The organism is Sunxiuqinia elliptica, assembly GCF_900113005.1.
Taxonomy (GTDB): Bacteria; Bacteroidota; Bacteroidia; order Bacteroidales; family Prolixibacteraceae; genus Sunxiuqinia; species Sunxiuqinia elliptica.
In genome coordinates, this window is sequence record NZ_FONW01000006.1 from 36,602 (window position 1) to 56,554 (window position 19,953).

The 19,953-nt window shown below is 39.5% G+C and carries 13 protein-coding genes and 1 tRNA gene; 10 read left to right on the forward strand and 4 right to left on the reverse strand.

Annotation, left to right across the window (positions count from 1 at the left end; all coding sequences use genetic code 11):
* Positions 1–233: 233 nt before the first annotated feature.
* Positions 234–2,690 (reverse strand): ferrous iron transport protein B, encoded by a 2,457-nt coding sequence (gene feoB / locus BM156_RS12230; protein WP_093920172.1) that lies wholly within the window; start codon positions 2,688–2,690, stop codon positions 234–236.
* A 143-nt stretch (positions 2,691–2,833) separates the two neighbouring features.
* On the opposite strand from feoB, the gene BM156_RS12235 reads away from it, so the two are divergent.
* The 9 genes from BM156_RS12235 (at position 2,834) to BM156_RS12280 (ending at position 16,988) form a co-directional block, all read left to right on the forward strand.
* Complete coding sequence (locus tag BM156_RS12235) at positions 2,834–3,559, forward strand: hypothetical protein (RefSeq protein ID WP_093920173.1); 726 nt, start codon at positions 2,834–2,836, stop codon at positions 3,557–3,559.
* On the forward strand, positions 3,559–3,855 hold the full coding sequence (locus BM156_RS12240) for a thiamine-binding protein (RefSeq protein WP_093920174.1): 297 nt from the start codon (positions 3,559–3,561) through the stop codon (positions 3,853–3,855). The genes BM156_RS12235 and BM156_RS12240 overlap by 1 nt, the downstream gene beginning before the upstream one ends.
* A gap of 65 nt (positions 3,856–3,920) precedes the next feature.
* Positions 3,921–3,994, forward strand: a tRNA-Arg gene (locus BM156_RS12245).
* Between the two features lie 931 nt (positions 3,995–4,925).
* The gene (locus tag BM156_RS12255; RefSeq protein ID WP_139218274.1) at positions 4,926–6,059 is read left to right on the forward strand and encodes a FecR family protein; all 1,134 of its coding nucleotides are present in this window, start codon (positions 4,926–4,928) and stop codon (positions 6,057–6,059) included.
* Positions 6,060–6,334: 275 nt separating this feature from the next.
* Positions 6,335–9,691, forward strand: coding sequence for a SusC/RagA family TonB-linked outer membrane protein (locus BM156_RS12260; protein ID WP_093920177.1), 3,357 nt, complete (start codon positions 6,335–6,337; stop codon positions 9,689–9,691).
* 12 nt (positions 9,692–9,703) lie between these two features.
* Positions 9,704–11,599 (forward strand): RagB/SusD family nutrient uptake outer membrane protein, encoded by a 1,896-nt coding sequence (locus BM156_RS12265; protein WP_093920178.1) that lies wholly within the window; start codon positions 9,704–9,706, stop codon positions 11,597–11,599.
* A 36-nt stretch (positions 11,600–11,635) separates the two neighbouring features.
* Positions 11,636–12,985 carry a BT_3987 domain-containing protein gene (locus BM156_RS12270; protein WP_093920179.1) on the forward strand — a complete coding sequence of 450 codons (1,350 nt, stop codon included), beginning with the start codon at positions 11,636–11,638 and terminating at the stop codon, positions 12,983–12,985.
* A gap of 135 nt (positions 12,986–13,120) precedes the next feature.
* Entirely contained in the window at positions 13,121–15,661 is a 2,541-nt protein-coding gene (locus BM156_RS12275; protein ID WP_093920180.1) for a M60 family metallopeptidase, read from the forward strand.
* 31 nt (positions 15,662–15,692) lie between these two features.
* Positions 15,693–16,988 (forward strand): DUF3472 domain-containing protein, encoded by a 1,296-nt coding sequence (locus BM156_RS12280; protein WP_093920181.1) that lies wholly within the window; start codon positions 15,693–15,695, stop codon positions 16,986–16,988.
* On the opposite strand, the gene BM156_RS12285 is transcribed toward BM156_RS12280, so the two are convergent.
* A complete protein-coding gene (locus BM156_RS12285) occupies positions 16,924–17,598 on the reverse strand; it encodes an RNA polymerase sigma factor (protein WP_093920182.1) in 675 nt (224 codons plus the stop codon). The genes BM156_RS12280 and BM156_RS12285 overlap by 65 nt on opposite strands.
* A 312-nt stretch (positions 17,599–17,910) precedes the next feature.
* On the reverse strand, positions 17,911–18,555 hold the full coding sequence (locus tag BM156_RS12290) for a trimeric intracellular cation channel family protein (RefSeq protein ID WP_093920183.1): 645 nt from the start codon (positions 18,553–18,555) through the stop codon (positions 17,911–17,913).
* 281 nt (positions 18,556–18,836) lie between these two features.
* Between BM156_RS12290 and mazG the strand changes: the two genes are divergently transcribed.
* Positions 18,837–19,616: a nucleoside triphosphate pyrophosphohydrolase gene (gene mazG, locus BM156_RS12295; RefSeq protein WP_093920184.1), complete on the forward strand. Its 780-nt coding sequence runs from the start codon at positions 18,837–18,839 to the stop codon at positions 19,614–19,616.
* A 42-nt stretch (positions 19,617–19,658) separates the two neighbouring features.
* Here the strand turns inward: mazG and BM156_RS12300 are convergent, their stop codons facing one another.
* On the reverse strand, positions 19,659–19,895 hold the full coding sequence (locus tag BM156_RS12300) for a CDGSH iron-sulfur domain-containing protein (RefSeq protein WP_093920185.1): 237 nt from the start codon (positions 19,893–19,895) through the stop codon (positions 19,659–19,661).
* Between the last annotated feature and the right edge of the window lie 58 nt (positions 19,896–19,953).

Sequence of the window (19,953 nt, forward strand, 5' to 3'; positions counted from 1 at the left end):
TTGATGGCCCGGAGGACACTCCGGGTTTTTTGTTGTCAAATCTTTGAGCGAGCAACCTGTCCCGCAACTTCCGCATTTGTTCGCAGAGGCTTTATCCTTAGGTTTTTGTAGCTTTTCAATTGTCTTGTAAAGCCTGAAGACAACATAGCTGGCAGTTGCAAGTAAGATTACGTATGTTATTATCTCCTGTACCATCTTTTCTATAAAGGAATACTGCGAAAGAATGTTCGCGGCTAAAAGAAAAAGCGCGCAATATGCAGGGTGATAAACGACAGAATCCATGCCAATGTCGTGGTGTAGACCATTGTGAATATGGCCCAAAAGAGCTTGCCCGATTCGTTCTTAATGGTGGCAATAACCCCGATACATGGGAAATAGATGAGCACAAAGACTAAAAAAGCCAAAGCTACAGGAACAGATATGATTAACTGACCTTGTTTGGGGCCAGTAGGATAACGTTCTTGTCTGAGCTTTTGTGTAAGGCTGGCCTGTTGGTCATCGTCAACTTGGTAGAGGACTCCCATGGTACTTACAACAATTTCTTTAGCGGGGAGGCCTGCTAATAGACTGACACTCATTTTCCAGTCAAAACCTAAGGGCCGCATAACCGGTTCAACAAACTGGCCAATTTGCCCCAAATACGAATTTTGAAGTCTTACGGCTTCCCGGCTTAGTTCTAGTTGGTGAATTTTCTCTTGGTTAGCAGGCTGTTCCTGTGAATTCTGAAGCTGCTCAATTTGTGCAGATATCGCATCTGAAGCATCCGTTTCACGGGGGAAATAGCCAAGTGCCCAAATAATAATCACGCCCACCAAGATGACTCCTCCAATTTTCTTTAAGTACTGCCACGTTTTGTCCCACATGTGGATCAAAACATTGCGAAAGGTTGGAATGCGATAGGGGGGCAATTCAAGTACAAATGGTGTTTCTTTGCTTTTAAAGATGGTTTTATTGAATAGTTGAGCCATCAGGAAAGCAATAAAGATACCTGTGAAGTAGATGCCAACAAGTACAATTCCGGGATGACTTGGAAAGAATGCTGAAATGAACAGAACATAGACCGGAAGTCGCGCACTACACGACATAAACGGAATAATCAGCATGGTTAAAAGCCGATCGTTGGGATTTCTTAGTGTTCGTGTTGCCATAATAGCAGGAACGTTGCATCCAAAACCCATGATCATCGGAATAAAGGAGCGTCCATGTAGACCAAAGGAATGCATGATTTTGTCCATAATGAAAGCCGCTCGGGCCATATAGCCGGAGTCTTCCATGATGGAAATAAAGAAAAACAGGATTAAAATATTGGGTAAAAAGACCAATACGCTTCCGGTTCCATCAATAATTCCATTGGTGATTAGGTCACGTAACATGCCCGGAGGCATAAGCTTGGTTACAAGTTCACTCAAGGAGGCAACCAGGCTTTCGATCCAGCCCATGGGGTAGCTTCCTATGGTGAAGGTGCAATAAAATGCAACGAAAATCAGGATAACAAAAATGGGCATTCCCAGTAATGGGTGTGTTAGGAAGCGGTCAATTTTGTCGGATCGGGATTTCCCCGGATGGAGCTTTTGTTTGAAATTTTCCTTTAATGCTCCGGCAATGAATCCATACTTGGCATCAGTGATAATTGTTTCGCTATCCTCATTGTATAGCGATTCAATACGTTTGGATTCATCTTTGGTGATTTGTTTGATTTCTTCAAAGTTGGAGTAGCGCGATAGATTGAAAAAAGTTTCACTGTCTTTTTCCAACAGCTTCAACGCCATGAATCGAGAACTAATTTTATCGGTAATGGGTTTGTTCTCTTTTATTTTTGCTCGTATGCGCTGAACCGATTTTTCAATTTCTTGCCCATAGTTGATGTGGATATGACGAACAATCGGGTCGCGATCTTCATAGACTTCAATTGCTTTTTGGAGTAAGTCGTCAATTCCTTTTCCCTTTGAGCTGATGGTTGGAATAATGGGAATTCCCATCATTTTTCCCATCTTTTCGTAGTTCAGCCTGCTTTTGTTTTTCAACAGTTCATCGTACATGTTCAAGGCGCAAATCACTTTGATGTCCATGTCGATTAGCTGGGTGGTTAAAAACAGGTTGCGTTCCAGGTTCGACGAGTCAACCACATTCAAAACAATGTCCGGCGTTTCTTTCCAGATGTATTTCCGAACGTAAATTTCTTCGGGCGAATAGGCTGTCAGGGAGTAGGTCCCTGGTAAATCAACCAAATTGAATTGGTAACCATTTTTTTTGAACGAGGCCTCTTTGGCACTGATTGTAACACCGCTGTAGTTGCCAACATGCTCTTTAGAACCCGATAAATAATTGAATAGGGTCGTTTTTCCACAGTTGGGATTTCCAACTAAGGCAATGTTGATAATCTTCCCTTTTTCGGTTGCTGACTGCTTGAGGATTTCCTGATCAATGACTCCTTTGAAACTTGGCTGAATATGGGCTTTGGCTTCATTCAGCGAAACAACTTCAATCAGATTAGCCTCTGAGCGCCGAAGGGTAATGTTGTAGTCCATGATTTTGAACTCGATAGGTCCTTTGAATGGCGCATTTTTGATCACTTTGACCTCTTTGCCTCTGACAAAGCCCATCTCCGTGATTCTCTTCCGAAAAGAACCGTGTCCAAGTACTTTGGTTATTATTACCGTTTCGTTATTTTTTACCTCAGAAAGCCTCACCCTCTACCCCTTTTATGCTAATTTGAATTAAATTAAAATAACTGTGCAAAGATATTTAAGTTTTTAAAAAAGACTTGAAAAATATGGGAAAAGCCGTGTTTGGTCTTTGCATTCACTTAACTTTGTGAAAAGAAGAAAGCATTATGGAAAAGGATAACAATTTGAAACATATACAGGATGCCCTGAATGCCTTGCCAGATGATTTTAGCATTCTTGAAGAGCAAATCGATGTTGAGCTTCAGATGGCCTATTTTGAGATGGCAAAATCCGAACGTCCTGGTGTGTTGAGTAAGGAAGAGCTTGAGGAGGCGATCAAAACGTTATTTGAAGGTGAGATTGAATTAGAAGAAAAAAAACACTTATTGGTTAAGCTGGCCGGACAAGATAATATCGAAGCATTTCGTGCCATCGAGAGCTTTCGGAAAGAAGCTGACGATAGCATCAGAGATTGGGCCGTATTGGCCTTGCAGGAAAGCCGGATGGTTATTCAGAGTTCCTTGTTGGGCGAGCAGCAGGTGTTTATTTCAACGGGCTTAGGAGGAAAAGGACAAAACATCCGCTATTTTGTGGCTATGCAGCATGCAGAAGCAGATACTGCGTTTAATGAAACGCAACGGAAGCTCATTGAGAGCGAATTTGGCTTTTTTCTGAATAAAAGTGAAGGAACACTTGAAGAGATCAACTTTCATGAAGGTTTTGCTTTAGCGGTGTTTTTATTTCCACTGAAAGAAAAGCTGCACCTCATCTTTAAATCGTTTATTGATGAATGCAACCAGTATGGGAACTTTTTAAGTGAAGATGTCATTATCACTAATGTCAAGAAATTAACAATTGAAGAAGTAAAAGAATTTATAAAGAAGAACGAATAATGAGCGAAAACAAAATTAATATGGCTTTGCAGGTTTTACCGCAAGCCGAGGGAAAAGATAGTTATGCCTTAGTTGATGAAGCAATCAAAATTATTCAAGACTCTGGATTGACCTACCAGGTGTGTCCTTTTGAGACTGTCATTGAAGGAAATTTTGATGAATTGATGGAGGTCGTGAAGGAAGTGCACCAAGTGCTGGAAAAAAATGGAACAAAAAAATTAATGACCTATATTAAATTACAGACTGTTTTTCAGGAAGATGTGACAATTGACGATAAAATGAGAAAATATAAATGAAAAAAAGCACAAAATAATTTGATTGTTTCATCTGAAATGTGCTATATTTGCATCGCTTTTGCACCGGACCTGTAGCTTAATTGGATAGAGCACCTGACTACGGATCAGGAGGTTAGGGGTTCGAGTCCCTTCAGGTTCACTCGAAAAAAGAAAGAGTTACAACTTCATTTAGTTGTGACTCTTTTTCATTTTATCCTCTATGAGTTTTTGAATTTATATACCTACTTTTTTGGATTTATTTCTGTACTTCTATTTTGAAGCTATTCCTGTCGATTAAATTTACTTGTTGGTTCGAGATTGTGTGTCCATTTAAATCAGTCCTATTGGACAAAAGCAATGGACTAGAGAAGTTGTTTCAGGTTTCGTTTCACACTTTTATGAGTTTAAAATACGGATAAAACAGAGGAGTGCTTCTGTGTTTTGAAACGAAAACGATTAAGTACAGAAATAGATAGCGCGTATTATTGACGGGGCATCCTACTTTTTTCCTTTCTTACTTGTCGTATTTGTTTGAATTCCTTAACTATTGGTTTGATAATTTGACTCTTTACTACCTTCGTGGCTGTACTTTTGTTTCGTAGAGATAATGGATCTATGGTGCAAAAGGAAATATTTATGACCGCTTGCTACGTTTAGATGGAAACAGCAGGGAGGAGCCGAATGCTCCTTGCTGATTTTATCATGCTGAATGAGTGTCTTAAGTTGAGAAACTCAACTAATCAACAACGATCTTTAGTTCTTTACAGTCTTCTTTCCCTATGGCTGATAAAATATAAACTCCTGAATTGAGCCCTTTCACTCTAATTTTGTGATGAAAAAAGGCTTTGCTGTCTCCTGACTTAAAACATTGCCAGAGATGGTAATCGATATTTTTAACCTCCTTTTTTTTGTACGATATCTTTGCGCATAGTAAAAAATCATTGATTAACTTAAGATTCGTCGTTGTTGTATGGAATAAAAAACAGCCGTTTTTTTCTTTGTAATTCTTTCCAATATTCGATACATACTGAGGGCTTTGGCTGCTTTGATTTACGGCGAGCAAAAAAATAGTTGAAAATTTTCTTTAAAAAGTGAGTAGGTTTTTCTTGAATGGGAGTATTAAAGGAAAACAAAAGCAAGGAATGACCAACAACAATAGAAATACTCGGGCTTTTTTTGAAAAAGTGACTGACTTTGTGAAAAAGCAAGAAGTTATTACGGGGCCCGACGAGAAACAAAATTTGTGGACCAAGATAGAACGGGAGATTGTATCTAGGGAACGTGTCCGAAAGTTGCGTATTTATGCTTCTGTAGCGACAGCTGCAGTTCTGTTAGGATTTGCAATCTGGATTGAAAGTGCAGGTATCCTGGAACAAAGCAAAAGCTTGAATCAGGTTGTTTCCGAGATTTCAGTTCCCAAGCAGGCTTCTGATATTATCTTGATGGTATCGGATAGCGATGAGATCCGAATTGAAAAGGATACTGCAATTGTCAACTTTGCTGATAATGGAAAGATAACCGTAAACAATGAGGCTATAGAGAGGAAGCCCACCAAAAGTTCAGCAAGAGAAAAAGAAGAAAAGTATAATCAGATTATTGTCCCCGGAGGAAAGAGAACGATGTTGACCTTGTCAGATAGCACCAAAATATGGGTTAATGCAGGGACACGTATCATATTCCCAGAGGAGTTTAAAGGAACTGAGCGGAGGATATTTGTCGATGGCGAGGCTTACCTGGAGGTTACCGAAAATAAAAGAAAACCATTTGTTGTTGAAACGCCTGCTCTCTTTGAGATTGAGGTGTTAGGGACCGCTTTTAATGTTTGTACCTACGATGAACTGGAGTTTGCAACAGTTGTGTTAGCAAGAGGAAAAGTGGAGGTCGCAGGAAGTGGAAGACAGAAGAAAATTATGGCTCCAGACCAATTATTGAAAATTGATGCTGAAGGTGTCTTGGAGGAGCCGATTCCTGTAAATGCCGAAGACTATATTAGCTGGACCAAAGGACTAATGGTTATAAAATCTAAGCCTTTTTCAGAAGTTTTGAAAAGGCTACAAATCTATTTCGGCGTTCCGCTAAATATCGATCCAAGTCTGAATGAATCTATCTCAGGTCAATTGGCTCTTAAAGACGATTTTGAAGAGGTCCTCTTGGGATTGAAGAACATTGTGTCCTTTAGTTATCACGAAGAAGAGGAGGGCGGGTACCGAATTGAGAAAGATTGAATTTGATTAAGTAAGATTTTTTAAAATGCACATGAAGATGTTTTGATCTAACCTATAAATCTAAATGAATATGACTAAAAACGAATGCCTATGATAAAATGACTAAAAAAAGAACATCAACGAAAAAAATAAGCCGGAAGATACTGGTACTATCGTCCGGCTTTTAAAGAGATTCAAAATGTAAATTTAAAATCTATTACTTATACAAATATATGACTAATATAGATGCAAATGACTTAAATAAGAGATCAGTATTAAAGAATTATATTCGCAGAATGAGATTGCTAGTGATCTGCCTTATTTTAGGTTTACAAATAAGTTACGGCGAAAACAGCTATTCGCAAACAGTAACAATATCCCTCAATACAGCAGGGAAAACAGTAAAAAGTGTATTGGATGAGATCAGTCAAAAAACCGAGTTTGTCTTCATTTATCAGGATAACTCGTTAGATCTTGACCGAAGAATAAATGAACAGTTCGAAAAGCAGGGGATTAATCATATCCTTGACGCCCTATTTAAAGATACAGACAATGCTTATGTCATCTCCGGAAGACAGGTGTATATCACGAAGAAAGTCAAAGATAAACCTGATGAGAATATCCAGACGCCCAAAGATGTTGTCACAGGTACGGTTACCGATGAGACCGGAGAACCTCTGATTGGGGTGAATGTTTATGTGAAGAATACGACGAATGCTTTTGTAACTAATATCAATGGGCAGTACTCTATTAGTGTTGCTCAGAATGAGGTGCTGGTATTTAGCTATATTGGATACATGACAGAGGAGATTCCTTATGGCGGTGAAAAAAACATGGATATTGTTTTGAAAGAAGATGTGCAAGCCGTAGAGGAAGTAACCGTTGTTGCTTACGGAACACAGAAGAAAGAAAGTGTTATTGGAGCGATCACGACTTTGAATGTTGATAAGTTAAAAATTCCTGGATCTTCGGTGTCAAATGCCTTGGCAGGGCAGCTTGCTGGTGTTATTGCAATGACAAGATCGGGAGAACCAGGGAAGAATGGAGCCGCTGAATTTTATATTCGAGGAATTTCATCTTTTAAAGGATCAGCGACTCCTTTGGTATTGGTTGATGGAATTGAGCGGGATTTGGACTTGGTGGATACAGAGGATATAGCCACTTTTTCAATTTTGAAAGATGCTGCAGCTTCGGCAGTTTACGGAATGAGAGGGGCAAATGGTGTAATATTAATTACAACGAAGTCGGGAAAAAAAGGGAAACCCCGGATTTCAGTAAGAGGGGAGTCCGGAATGACTTCGCCAACAAAAATGCCAAAGTTTGTAAATTCTGCTCAGTGGGCTGAATTGTACAATGAAGCAACCGGAACAGCATACTATAGCGATGAGGTAATTGAGAAATATCGTACGGGCGAAGATCCTGACTTGTTTCCAAACGTCAATTGGATTGATGAATTGTACGACGATTATGCAGCAAATCAACGTATTAATGTGAATATCTCTGGAGGCGGCGAGGTTAGCTCTTATTACATCGCAGGATCGTATTATAACGAGAGTTCTATATTCAAAGATGCCGGCGATGTTTACGATTACAATACTTCGATCAATTACGACAAGTTTAACTTCAGGGCTAATCTGGACTTCCGGCTGACAGAGAGTACAAAGTTGAATCTGAATCTTGCAAATATCTACGAAAAGTCTTTCGGGCCCGGGAGAAAGACAAGTGATATTTGGTCCTATGCTTTTGGTGCATCACCCAATGCATTCCCCAAACAATATTCAGATGGAACGATTGCTGCTCCTTCTACCGACTCGGGCTATAACCCATGGAACTTGCTTGTTCATAGTGGGTATCGAGAGCAGTTTTGGAATTCATCTCAATCATTGCTTGGCTTGACCCAGGATTTTGGAAAGTTGTGGAGTCCTTTAGATGGCTTAACTGCAAATATTAAGTTTTCGTGGGATGCTTGGAATACAACAACACAAATTCGTTCTAAGGAACCAACTCAATATCATGCAAACGGTCGTGATGAATCAGGCAATTTAGTTTTCGGCAATGCTATCCGTACAGGGAGTAACGAGTTAGGTTACAAAAAAGAGACGAATGGAACAATGACCACCTACTTGGAAGGATCTTTGAATTACAACCGGGTTTTCAATGAAGTTCACCGGGTTGGAGGTCTATTTTTGTACAATCAAAAAGTACATTCCAAAACTCAGGAGGGGGATAAATATTTGTCATTGCCTTATAAGAGTCAAGGAATTGCAGGGCGGGTTACTTATGCATTCAAAGATACTTATTTTGCAGAGGTGAATATGGGCTATAATGGTTCTGAAAATTTTGCTCGAGGACATCGATTTGGATTTTTCCCGGCCTTTGCAATTGGCTGGATGGTTTCAAATGAACGCTGGTTTGAACCACTAACCAATGTCGTTGATTTGCTAAAACTGAAAGCTTCTCATGGGATTGTCGGAAACGATAATATTGGCGGTAACCGCCGTTGGATTTACGAACCAACAATTTCCAAGGTTAAGAATAGTGATACCTGGAATTACGGGGTTTCTGGAGGAAATAGTGGAGATGGACTTCGGGTTGGCGATGTTGAAAATCTGAGCGTTTCATGGGAAGAAGCAGTAAAGACAAATATTGGCGCAGAATTTTCATTGTTTGAGAAAGTACGTATTCAGGCGGATTATTTCAGGGAAGAACGAACAGGTATTTTCCTTTCTCGGGCCGGATTGCCTGCAATTGTCGGACTTTCAACAATCCCGTACACAAACATTGGTGAAACCTTAAACCAAGGATTTGATGGGACTCTTGAATATTCACAGGAAATAGGAGAAGTGTTTCTTACCGCTCGCGGAAGTTTTACCTACAACCGAAACAAGTTGCTGAATAATGATGAGCCTGATTGGGAGTATAAATATCAGAACAAAATAGGAAAGCCTTTTGGTACAGGTGATAGCAATTATCAGCCGTTTGGTCTAATTGCTTTAGGGCTTTTTGAAAGTGAAGAGGAGATTGAGAATAGCCCGGAACAAACCTTTGGCGAATATCGTGTTGGCGATATTAAGTATCAGGATGTAAATGGTGATGGTAAAATTGATTCCTACGATAAAGTAGCTGTTGGCTACACGAACCTTCCCGAAATGGTTTATGGGTTTGGAGCTACCGCACAATGGAAAAACTGGGATGTTAATGTGTTCTTCCAAGGTGTTGCTCACACTTCGTTTTTCCTTGGCGGAACATCAATGCGCCCATTTTCAACAGGAAACCTGGAACGAGCAGCAGTTAATGAGGATATTTATGGAAACGTGTGGATGACAAGCAATACTGCCGAGCAGAATGCCAAGGCTATTTATCCTCGCTTAAGCACAGGAGGTGGTGTTGGTTCTTCAAATAATTCGCAGAATTCGACCTGGAACCTAAGAAGTGGCGATTTTATACGTCTTAAGAATTTCGAACTAGGATATACGTTCTCGAAGAATTTGATGGATAAAACTTTTGTAAGATCTCTTCGGGTTTATGTTTCGGGAAATAATCTATTAACATTCAGCAAGTTCGACTTGTGGGATCCAGAGCAGTTGCGCAGTGATGGTTCAGGATATCCGCCATCAAGAATGATAAACATCGGACTTAATGCAAACTTCTAAAATTGAATAGACATGAAGATATTTTCAAATATAAAACTTGAATTTGTTTTATCATTAGTTGTCGTGCTGTTGATGACTTCTTGTGAAGACTTTTTGGATAAGCAAGAGGACGAGGCACTTACCTTTGATGAAATATGGGAAACACGGGGGAATACTGAAGCCTATTGGTTAAATGCAATGTCGTTTATTCCTTATGAAGCAAAAAAGGCAATGGGCGATGCAGATCCTTGGTTAGGAGCTTCTGATGAAGCGACAGTTACTTACAACCGGGCCTTCCGGAAAATCAATTTTGGTTCGTGGAATGCATCTGATGTACCATATTATAAGATGGCCGATTTTTACAAAGGAATACGGGAGTGTAACATCTTTATGCAGAATGTTGATCGTTGTTCTGATCCTATTGTAACGAAGGAAGAATTGGCAAGCTGGAAAGTTCAGGCACGTTTTGCTCGCGCCTATTATTATTTTGCCATGATGCGTATTTATGGCCCTGTGTTTTTGGTCGGCGATGAGTTGTTGGATTTTACAGCAACAACGGAAGAACTTTATCGTCCTCGAAATACTTGGGATGAGTGTGTTGATTATGTGGTTAGCGAGCTCGAGGCTTGTATGGCCGATAATGCAATGCCTCAAGTTTGGCGTAATGATAATGAAAAAGGCTTGGGTACAAAGGACGTTTGTCAAGCGGTAATCTCTCGTCTAAAGTTGTATTCGGCAAGAGATTTGTTTAATGGCAATACGCTATACAGCAGTGTTAAAAACCCTGTAGCCCCTGATTTCCCTGAACTTTCAGGAGTTGATTTATTTCCTCAAACATACGATGTAAATAAGTGGGTTGAAGCTGCAGAGGCAGCCTATAAGCTGATAAATGAAGGTTCATATGAATTATACCGGGCAGGAAATGGTAATCCATACGAGGACTATTATGGAGTTACCCAAGAGCTTTGGAATTCTGAACTTATCTGGACAACTGGTTATATAGGCCGATATTCTTATGCTGTAACAACTGTACCTACCAGTGTTGCTGGAACTGCCTATGGTGGTGTTGGGCCAACACAGCAACAAGTAGATGCTTATGCCATGGGCAACGGGCGGTATCCGGTAACTGGTTATGAAGGGGATGGAGCTCCTGTTGTTGACGAAGAATCAGGATATAGCGATGATGAGTTTGAAATGGTTTCATGGGATTACCCTTCATGGGCTGGATTTGATTCTTATTCAGTTACAACTCCGAATATGTATAAAGACAGGGAGCCAAGATTTTATGTATCTGTATTTTATGGTGGTGGCTACTGGCATCATGGCAATAGTAAAACCTTAACCTCTTTTGCGTCAGGTGCTAATGGCAATAAATCGCATGACCATCCTAAATCTGGCTACCTTATTAATAAGTATTACGATCACACTTCAAACTCTGCAAATGGCAAATGGGGAAATATGACTTATCCTACTTTTCGGTTGGGTGAAATTTACCTGAACTTTATTGAAGCCGTGTTAGAGGGGAAGAAAAGAGGGGCATCATTGCCGGCAGGCTATGAAAGCAAAGCCATGGAAGTATGGGCTGATTTGAGAGATCGTGCTGGATTAGATCCAATTACTGAAATTTATCCAGATGCAGATATTGATAAACTAATTGAGTTATATCGGCAAGAAAGACGTATTGAGTTAGCTTTCGAAAACCATCGCTATTTTGATACACGTACTTGGATGATTGCAGAGGAAGTTGATGGAGGCCCAATGTATGGAATGAATATCACTGTTCAGGGAAGTGGTTCTTCAACTCCAGAGGAGTACTGGGAGCGGACTGTTTTTGAAACAAGGGTATTTCGGAGTAATCACTACCTCTATCCTTTCTCACAACGTGAGTTGGATCGAAATAAATTATTGACCCAGAACTATGGTTGGTAAACAATGAAGTTTAATCGAAATAAAACGAGATATTTTATGAGAGGCAATAATATATATCTGTCAATGCTTTTGGGGTTATTGGTTTTGATAACTTCATGTGATGACAATAAAGATGAGTTTTTAAGTGATTTTGATACGATCTTTTATTTTCTCAATAGTGGAGAACAAAATCTTACACTTTATAAAACTGGAGAAAACACTGATTATGCTGTCACAATTAATAAGGCAGGAAGTGATCTAGGTTCGGCAGGAACGGTTTCTGTTGCTGTTTTAGATGACAGTCAGATGGCTTTATATAATCAGGAAAATGGAACGGACTACACTGCCTTGCCCGAAACGGCTTTTGAGTTTTTATCTCAGACTTCAATGAATTTTGGAAGCGGAGAACAATATAAAGTTTTTGAGGTGCAATTTAAGACTGACATGATTGATGGTTTAGGCAATGATTTAAATTACGTGCTTCCTTTGAGTTTAAGCTCAACAGATTCAGTTAATGCTGAAAAGCAAATTGTAATCATCAATCCTGAAATAGAAATCCCGTCAGTTTATTTTACGAAAACAGGCTATGTTGCAAACTTACTGAGCGATAAAGGTGAAGAGCAGGTGGCTTTATCGTTACCTTTAACGATGTCAGCAACCAACAAATGGGAATTTAACTGTACTGTTGAAATTGATGAAGCATTGATTGACACGTATAACCAAGAAAATAATGTCAGCTATACCTTGTTGCCAGCTGAGTCATACACTTTAGCTGGAGATGGAACTGTGGTGTTTACAGCGGAGGATCAAACGGTGAACCTTGACGTTAACGTTGACCGGACAAAACTAAGCTATGGAAACTACATTCTTCCACTTCGCTTAACGGAATGTTCGAAAGAATCATTTGTCATTGACCAGGATAAAAACACGTGCCTGTTCGGTATATCCTATACCCCTGATGCTTCTGATTTAGTTGCGATTGATTTGACAGCAGAGATGCTCTCTTCAAATGCAGTTGAACCATCGGAGGGATCATTGGCGAACTTGCTGGATGGCGATGTGAATACTTATTTCCACTCTGCATGGAGTGTGTATGTGCCTGATGCTCATTATTTGCAAGTTGATTTAACTAACTCGTTGTCTGCATTTAGTTTTGACTTTACAGGACGAGCAACTGGAGGCGCAGGTAATCCTAAGGTAATTGATATTTATGCAAGTACGGATGGAACAACATTTGAGAAAGTTTCAACGATTATGCAGGAAAATCTACCTACCGGAGCTGCAGGAGCTTATGCATCTCCCGTTATTGTGATGCCAGAATCTAAATACATTCGTTTTGTTGTTCCTCAGAACATGACTGGAGGAAGCTACTTCGTATTTAGTGAATTTAGTATGAAAGGTTTATAATCCTTATAAATTAGGTCCGGGAGTTCTGTTACTCCCGGGCTTTATACCCTCTTCTTCACGAAGCAGAAAATATGTCTCTTTTCATATTTCCAGATACTGAATCCTTTTCTCAGTTCATTTTTAACTTAAACGATCATGGCTAAATCATCACTGAACTTACTTGGTCTTTTTTTAACGTTTACACTATTCTTCCAACTTGGTTGTAAAGACGAAAAGTTTGAAGAAGAAAGTCAATTTCAAATTGAAAAGTCGTCCTTAACACAAGACTTAACAGAGGACGGAGGTACAATCATAATTCCGGTCTTAACGAAGTTGAATGCAGATGACTGGAGTGTTTCCTCATCTGTGGATTGGTGTATTGCTGCAAAGTCATACGATTCGAATAATCGTTCGATTACAATTTCGGTTTCGCCCAATGAGGGTGTTGAGTCAAGAGAAACAACATTAAATGTCAACTCAATCCTTGATGATTATACAATTACGGTGAGACAATTAGGATATGGTCCGGCGATTCTTGTAAAAGAGCATGCTATCGCTTTGGATAAGCAAGAGAGCCAGTTTATAATTACAGTCACTTCTAATGTTGAGTACTCAATTGGCGAACCGTTGGTTGATTGGGTTGCTGGTAATCCTGTTGGAACCAAAAGCAGTTCGCTTGTTTCAAAAGACTTTCATTACATTGCTGAAGAGAATGCTGGGCTTGAAAAGCGTTCTGCAATGTTTAAGTTTATATACAATGAAGATAGTTCGGTGGCAGATAGCTGTATTGTTACGCAAGCTCCTTTTGTCCCTTCTACTGATGATATTCCGGAGGATATAAAAATTGCAATAAAGAGTGCAACTGCCAGTAGCGAGCAACAGGGGACCGGAATTGATGCGTCTTTTGATAATGATAAAAGCACTATTTATCATTCTGCCTGGAACAATACATCATCTAATTATTTTCCAATCAGGTTGAATTATTTTTTTGAAGATGTATCCGAAATGGATTATATCGTTTATTATCCGAGACAGGATGGAGGAGCTAATGGAAGTATGAAAGAGTTTGAACTTTGGATTGCTACTGAGGAGAATAACACATTGACAAAATATGGAGAGTATGATTTTCAAGGGCAATTATCTGCCAGTCGAATAGCTTTCAATGTTCCTGTTCAAAATCCGATTCAGATTCAATTTGTTGTAAAGTCGGGAGTTGGAAACTCTGGACAAGGTTTTGTTAGCTGCGCTGAAATGGAGTTTTACCGTTATAGCGAAGCTAATCAGCAGTATTTGAATATTTTTACCGATAAATCATGCTCAGAGCTGAAAGCAGGGATTGGAGAAGCCGAAATCGATGAAATGGAGAATCCTTTCTTTCGTAGTTTAGCATTGAAAATCTATCGGAACGAATATGATACCGAATTTAGGGTACAGGACTATAAGGCTTATACAAATCCTGATTTTTTTGCATCTGAAGCCAGAACATCCCCCTACAGTTTGCGGGATAACGCGACTGGTATCTATGCCACCGAAGGGGAGGAGCTTGTGGTTTTTGCCAATGACTTTAATACGAATATCTCCTTGTTTATTCAAGGGAATGAATCAGCTTTTTCGGGAACAAGCTATTCTTTATTACCAGGAGTAAATAAAATAAAAGCAGAGACGACGGGATTAATCTATGTGATGTATCATACCCGGTCAACAACTGAGTCTCCAGTTAAAATTCATATTGCCACAGGAACAGTTAATGGTTATTTCGACAAAAGCAAGTATACTAAAGAGGATTGGGAAAGGTTGTTATCCAAGGCCACGTATGATTATTTTGATGTGCTTGGCGAATATGCTCACTTGACATTCGAGACATCGAAATTTAGAAATTATACACCGGATGGTTTGGCATTAATCAACAAGTATGATGATCTGGTTTATAAGGAATGGGAGTTCATGGGATACAAAAAGTATAACCGGATGCCTGGAAATAGACTATACTTTTTAGGAATTAATAGTTCTTACATGTATGCTACGAATTATTATACCGCCTATGAATCAAGTACCTTGGTGAATTTATGCGATCTAACTAAGTTTTCAACTTCTTCCTGTTGGGGGCCAGCTCATGAAGTTGGGCATTGCAACCAAACCCGTCCCGGATTGAAATGGATTGGAATGACTGAGGTTACCAATAACATTCATTCCATGCACATTCAAACATCATGGGGAAATCAATCTCGTTTGATTGTTGATGGAGTTTACAATACAGCTTTTAATAATCTATTAAATAGAGGAATCCCTCATAACGGGTATGATGGAGATAAAGGTGTTTTCGTAAAATTGGTTCCTTTTTGGCAGCTTAAATTATATTTAATGGATGCCTTGGGAAAAGACGATTTCTATAAAGATTTGTATGAGTATATGCGGAATCAGGATTATTCACAAGCCACAAATGATGGCTTTTACCAATTGGATTTTGTACGTGCTGCATGTCGGATTGCAAATTTAGATTTAACACCGTTTTTTGAAGCTTGGGGATTTCTGGAGCCCGTTGATATTACGGTAAATGATTATGCAACAAAGCAGTTTACAATTACCCAAAATGAAATTGATGATTTGAAAGCCGAAATCGCAGCGAAGAATTATCCAAAGCCAGAGCATTCGAATATCTTTGAGATAACAGATAATAATGTATCCAACTACCGCTAGTAAATTTTATTCATCTTTTTGAGAAAATAACATGAGACAATTTTTTTATATCGTACTGTTTTCGCTGATAACAACAGCTGGTTATGGAGGTAATGACTCCGTGGAAATCCCATTGGGAGGAAATGCCTACCTTAATCGTGAGGCTGGCAACATGAAGCTCACCAAGGAGGGGATTGCCAATTGGGATGATGAAAGAGCAATGGTGTCGAGCTGGTTTAAAGTGGGACACGAAGGACGCTTAACCCTTTCAATCAAAGCTAAAAGTGCTGACGGGAAATCAACGATAAAAGTGGAGGTTAATGAAAAGCCATTCCATGTGGAACTAAGCAATTCTGACTGGGAAATCATAAAGGTGGGAACAGTACAGGTGAAAGCAAACCAACATGTACAAGTTGATTTTCAAGGGAACTCAAAATCCGGAACTACTTTCGGAAGTGTTTCAGCTATTCTTGTTGAGGGAGAAGCTGCTCAAGAGCCATTAACCTTTGTTCGTGAGCCGGAGAACTTTTACTTTGGGCGTCGGGGACCATCTGTTCACCTTTCCTATGAGGTTCCTAAGTCAGCAGGAAATATCGAATATTTTTACAATGAAGTTACTGTTCCAACAGGAGAGGATGTCGTTGGGTCTTATTATATGGTTAACGGATTTGGAGAGGGCTACTGCGGGATTCAGGTGAATTCATCAAGCGAGCGACGGATTTTATTTTCTGTTTGGAGTCCTTATACAACAGATGACCCTTCAGAAATCCCGGAAGATTCAAGGGTACTTCTATTGGAAAAGGGAACTGATGTGGTGACGAATGATTTTGGAGGAGAAGGATCTGGAGGACAAAGTTTCCGTCGATATTCATGGAAAGCAGGGGAAACTTACCAGTTCTTGACCCGGGTACATCCTGATGTAGATCGTGAAGGAGCAACGGTGTACACCGCTTGGTTTTTTGATCCCGATGAAGCGGCATGGCAGCTAATTGCATCGTTCTCGCGCCCAAAGACAGTTACTTGGTATAAGCGCCCTCATTCATTTTTGGAGAATTTTATTCCTGCTCAGGGGTATCTTAGTCGTCAGGTTGAATTTGGCAACCAGTGGGCAATTACCGAAAAAGGAGAGTGGCTTGAGCTGACCAATGCAAAGTTCACATATGATGCTACTGCGGCAGCAAAACGTAGAGCGGATTATTTTGGTGGCTTAAGTAATGGAAGACATGCATTTGTACTAAAAAACTGTGGATTTTTTGACAAGGACACAGTCTATGGAACGGTGTTTACAAGGAAGAGCTCTCTGCAGACCAAGCCGGATGTAGATCTTGATTCTTTACCGAATAAATAGCTTTATTGGTGAGCATAAATAGTAGTGTTAGGCTTTTTCTTAAGTCTTCACTACTAATTATGGCTTGCTTATTTTTATTTTGCAACTCTCTTCGCAATTTTGTCAGTGCCCTGGAGGCTAAGTTCATTGAAGATTGCTCATTGATATCAAGAATCTCGGCAATTTCCTTGTGCGGTAATTCCTGAATATACCTGAAATAAATGATCTGTTTTTGATTTTCTGATAATTGGTTGTAGGCTTGAAGTAACTTCTTAAGCAGTAGTAATTCCTCATCGTTGGCTCCAAGTTTTTTTTCTAACTCATCTTCATCAACTATTAGATGAAATAAGGCATCCTTATCAGTGATTTGAAGCTTGTCTTTGTTGAGTTTATCAATGATGATATTTCGGATTGACTTTAACAGATAGGAGCGTACATGTTCCGTTGGCTTTATATTTTTACTTGAATAAAGCTTCACAAATAAATCCTGGATGCAGTCTTTTACAAAATCCATATCTGGATATAGTTTCAGCCCATAGTTAAGCAGGTGGTCATAATATTTTGTGTATATGACCTCCAGAATTTGTTTTTGTCCACTAATAAAAATGTTCCAGTAGGCGGAATCTTTCATTGCGTCGTTTAGTGAGATCTAATTTTCCTTTCTCCTCTTTTTAAGAGAATTTTAATATTAGAAGGATGAAAGATACCAAAAATAAAGATCGTAGGATGCTGTCTTAGTTGAAAAGTTTGGAACTTACTGCTGGCTGTTGGCTGTTTTGATAGGCCAATCTTTACGGCTTAAATAGCAAATGTTCATCAAGGAGAAGCTGTTGGGGTGTTTGATGAGTATTCAAGTCAAAGGCGAAAGGGAATCTGTTTCGTTTGGTCACTACTCCATTATCTACTTCCAATTACCTAAGTCTATTGTTGGTGGACTCTAATTTTACAATTTTTTATTATTGCGGCGTGCTTCACGTTCGTCGGCGTACAACGAAGGAAGAGAAATGTTGAACTGGATAACCAACAAACGTAAAATGATAATGAAAAGTACCGGAACAGTTTGCAGAATAACAGTTGGAAGCTGTATGCGGTGTAATAATAGGTAAAGAATGGACCCTAAGATACAAACGGTAGCATAAACTTCTTTTTTGAAGATAACAGGAACTTCGTTAACTAAAATGTCGCGTAAAATACCTCCAAACACACCAGTTATGGTCCCTAATATGACACAGTTGACCGAAGCTAGTTCGTATTGTAAGCCAATTTGAACGCCAGTAACTGTGTAGAGAGCAAGTCCTATGGCATCAAAAAACAATAAGGGACGGTTAATATGGAAGAGTCTCGATTTGAATACAATGGCGAAAATGGTTCCCGCCAAAATGAAATGGATGTAAGAAGTTTGTTCCAGCCAGAAAGCGGATTTGCCGGAAAGCAACATGTCGCGGACAGTTCCTCCGCCTACAGCAGTTGCAAAAGCAACAATCAGAACTCCAAATGGATCAAAGCGTTTGCTCATGGCCGTCAGTGCGCCTGATATCGCTAGTACAAACGATCCTAAAATGCTGATGTAGTTCAGTGTTGTTTCCATGTTTTACGGGCTGTCTTTTGTGCTTGAAACGAGCTGATTGATTATTCTTTACTGTCTGTTATTTTCGATTGATTTTGGCCGGCAATGATACACATTTTTATTTAGGAACAGGGGGACTCATAAAAAATGTTTTAGATGTTTACGTAAAAGTTAAGTAGCCGGTTAGAACTCGTCTTTTCGAAATCAGTTGGCAAATTCAAAGTTTACGTAAACTTACTGCAGTTGGTGGGTGCTTTAAATAAAGATTGTAATTTTGAAGATTGAATTAAAACCAAGTATAGATGAATCGGAAATTAGAAGCTTTCAAACGTTTGCTAACGATTATGGACGAATTGCGGGAGCAATGTCCTTGGGATCGAGAACAAACTTTCGAATCGTTACGCAAGTTAACCATCGAAGAGACTTATGAGTTAGGCGATGCTATTTTACAGGCTGATCTTCAGGAAATAAAAAAAGAATTGGGAGATTTATTGCTTCACATTGTTTTTTACGCCAAAATAGGATCTGAAAAGAATGCTTTTGATATTGCTGACGTCATCAATAGTTTGAATGAAAAGCTCATTTACCGTCATCCGCATATCTACGGCGATGTGAAAGTTGACGGCTCTCGTGCTGTTGAGCAAAATTGGGAAGCTTTGAAACTGAAGGAAAAAGGACGAAAGAAAAAGACGGTTTTAGAGGGCGTTCCTTCTTCCTTGCCAGCTTTGGTTAAAGCTAACCGTATTCAGGAAAAGGCAAGCGGCGTTGGCTTTGATTGGGAACATCCAGAGCAAGTGTGGGATAAGGTGAAGGAAGAGGTTTCGGAATTACAGCACGAGTTAAATGAAGATCACAAAGACAAAATAGAAGCGGAATTTGGCGATCTGTTTTTTGCGATGGTCAATGCAGCACGTTTGTATGGCGTTGATCCCGAAGCAGCATTGGAGCGCACAAACTTGAAATTTATGAGGCGTTTCAATTATCTTGAAAGTCAGACCTTGAAGAAAGGAACCGATTTAAAAGATTTATCGCTTGAGGAAATGGACCGTTATTGGGATGAAGCAAAGAAAATGGAGGAATAAAAAATAGCCGGGTAAATGAGGAGCACTTGCCCGGCTATTTCTTTATAGTTTTTTATGCGATCCGTCGCAAAATGGAGGATTGTCCGTCTGTTTGCAACGGCACCAGAAAACTGTTTGTACTTCAGGGATTTTCACTTCCTTAGGGCTAAATTCACTTCCTTTGTGTGAGCCATCGCAAAATGGTTGATTCTGACTTTTTCCACAAGCGCACCAGTAGTAAGTGCCTGGCTGCATTTCCATCATCAGTGGACTTTTTTCAGCTACTTTTCCTTTAGGCATAATTGGATTTTTTATCGGTTATTACCAATGCTTAAGTTGGTCATTTTAGGACACTTTT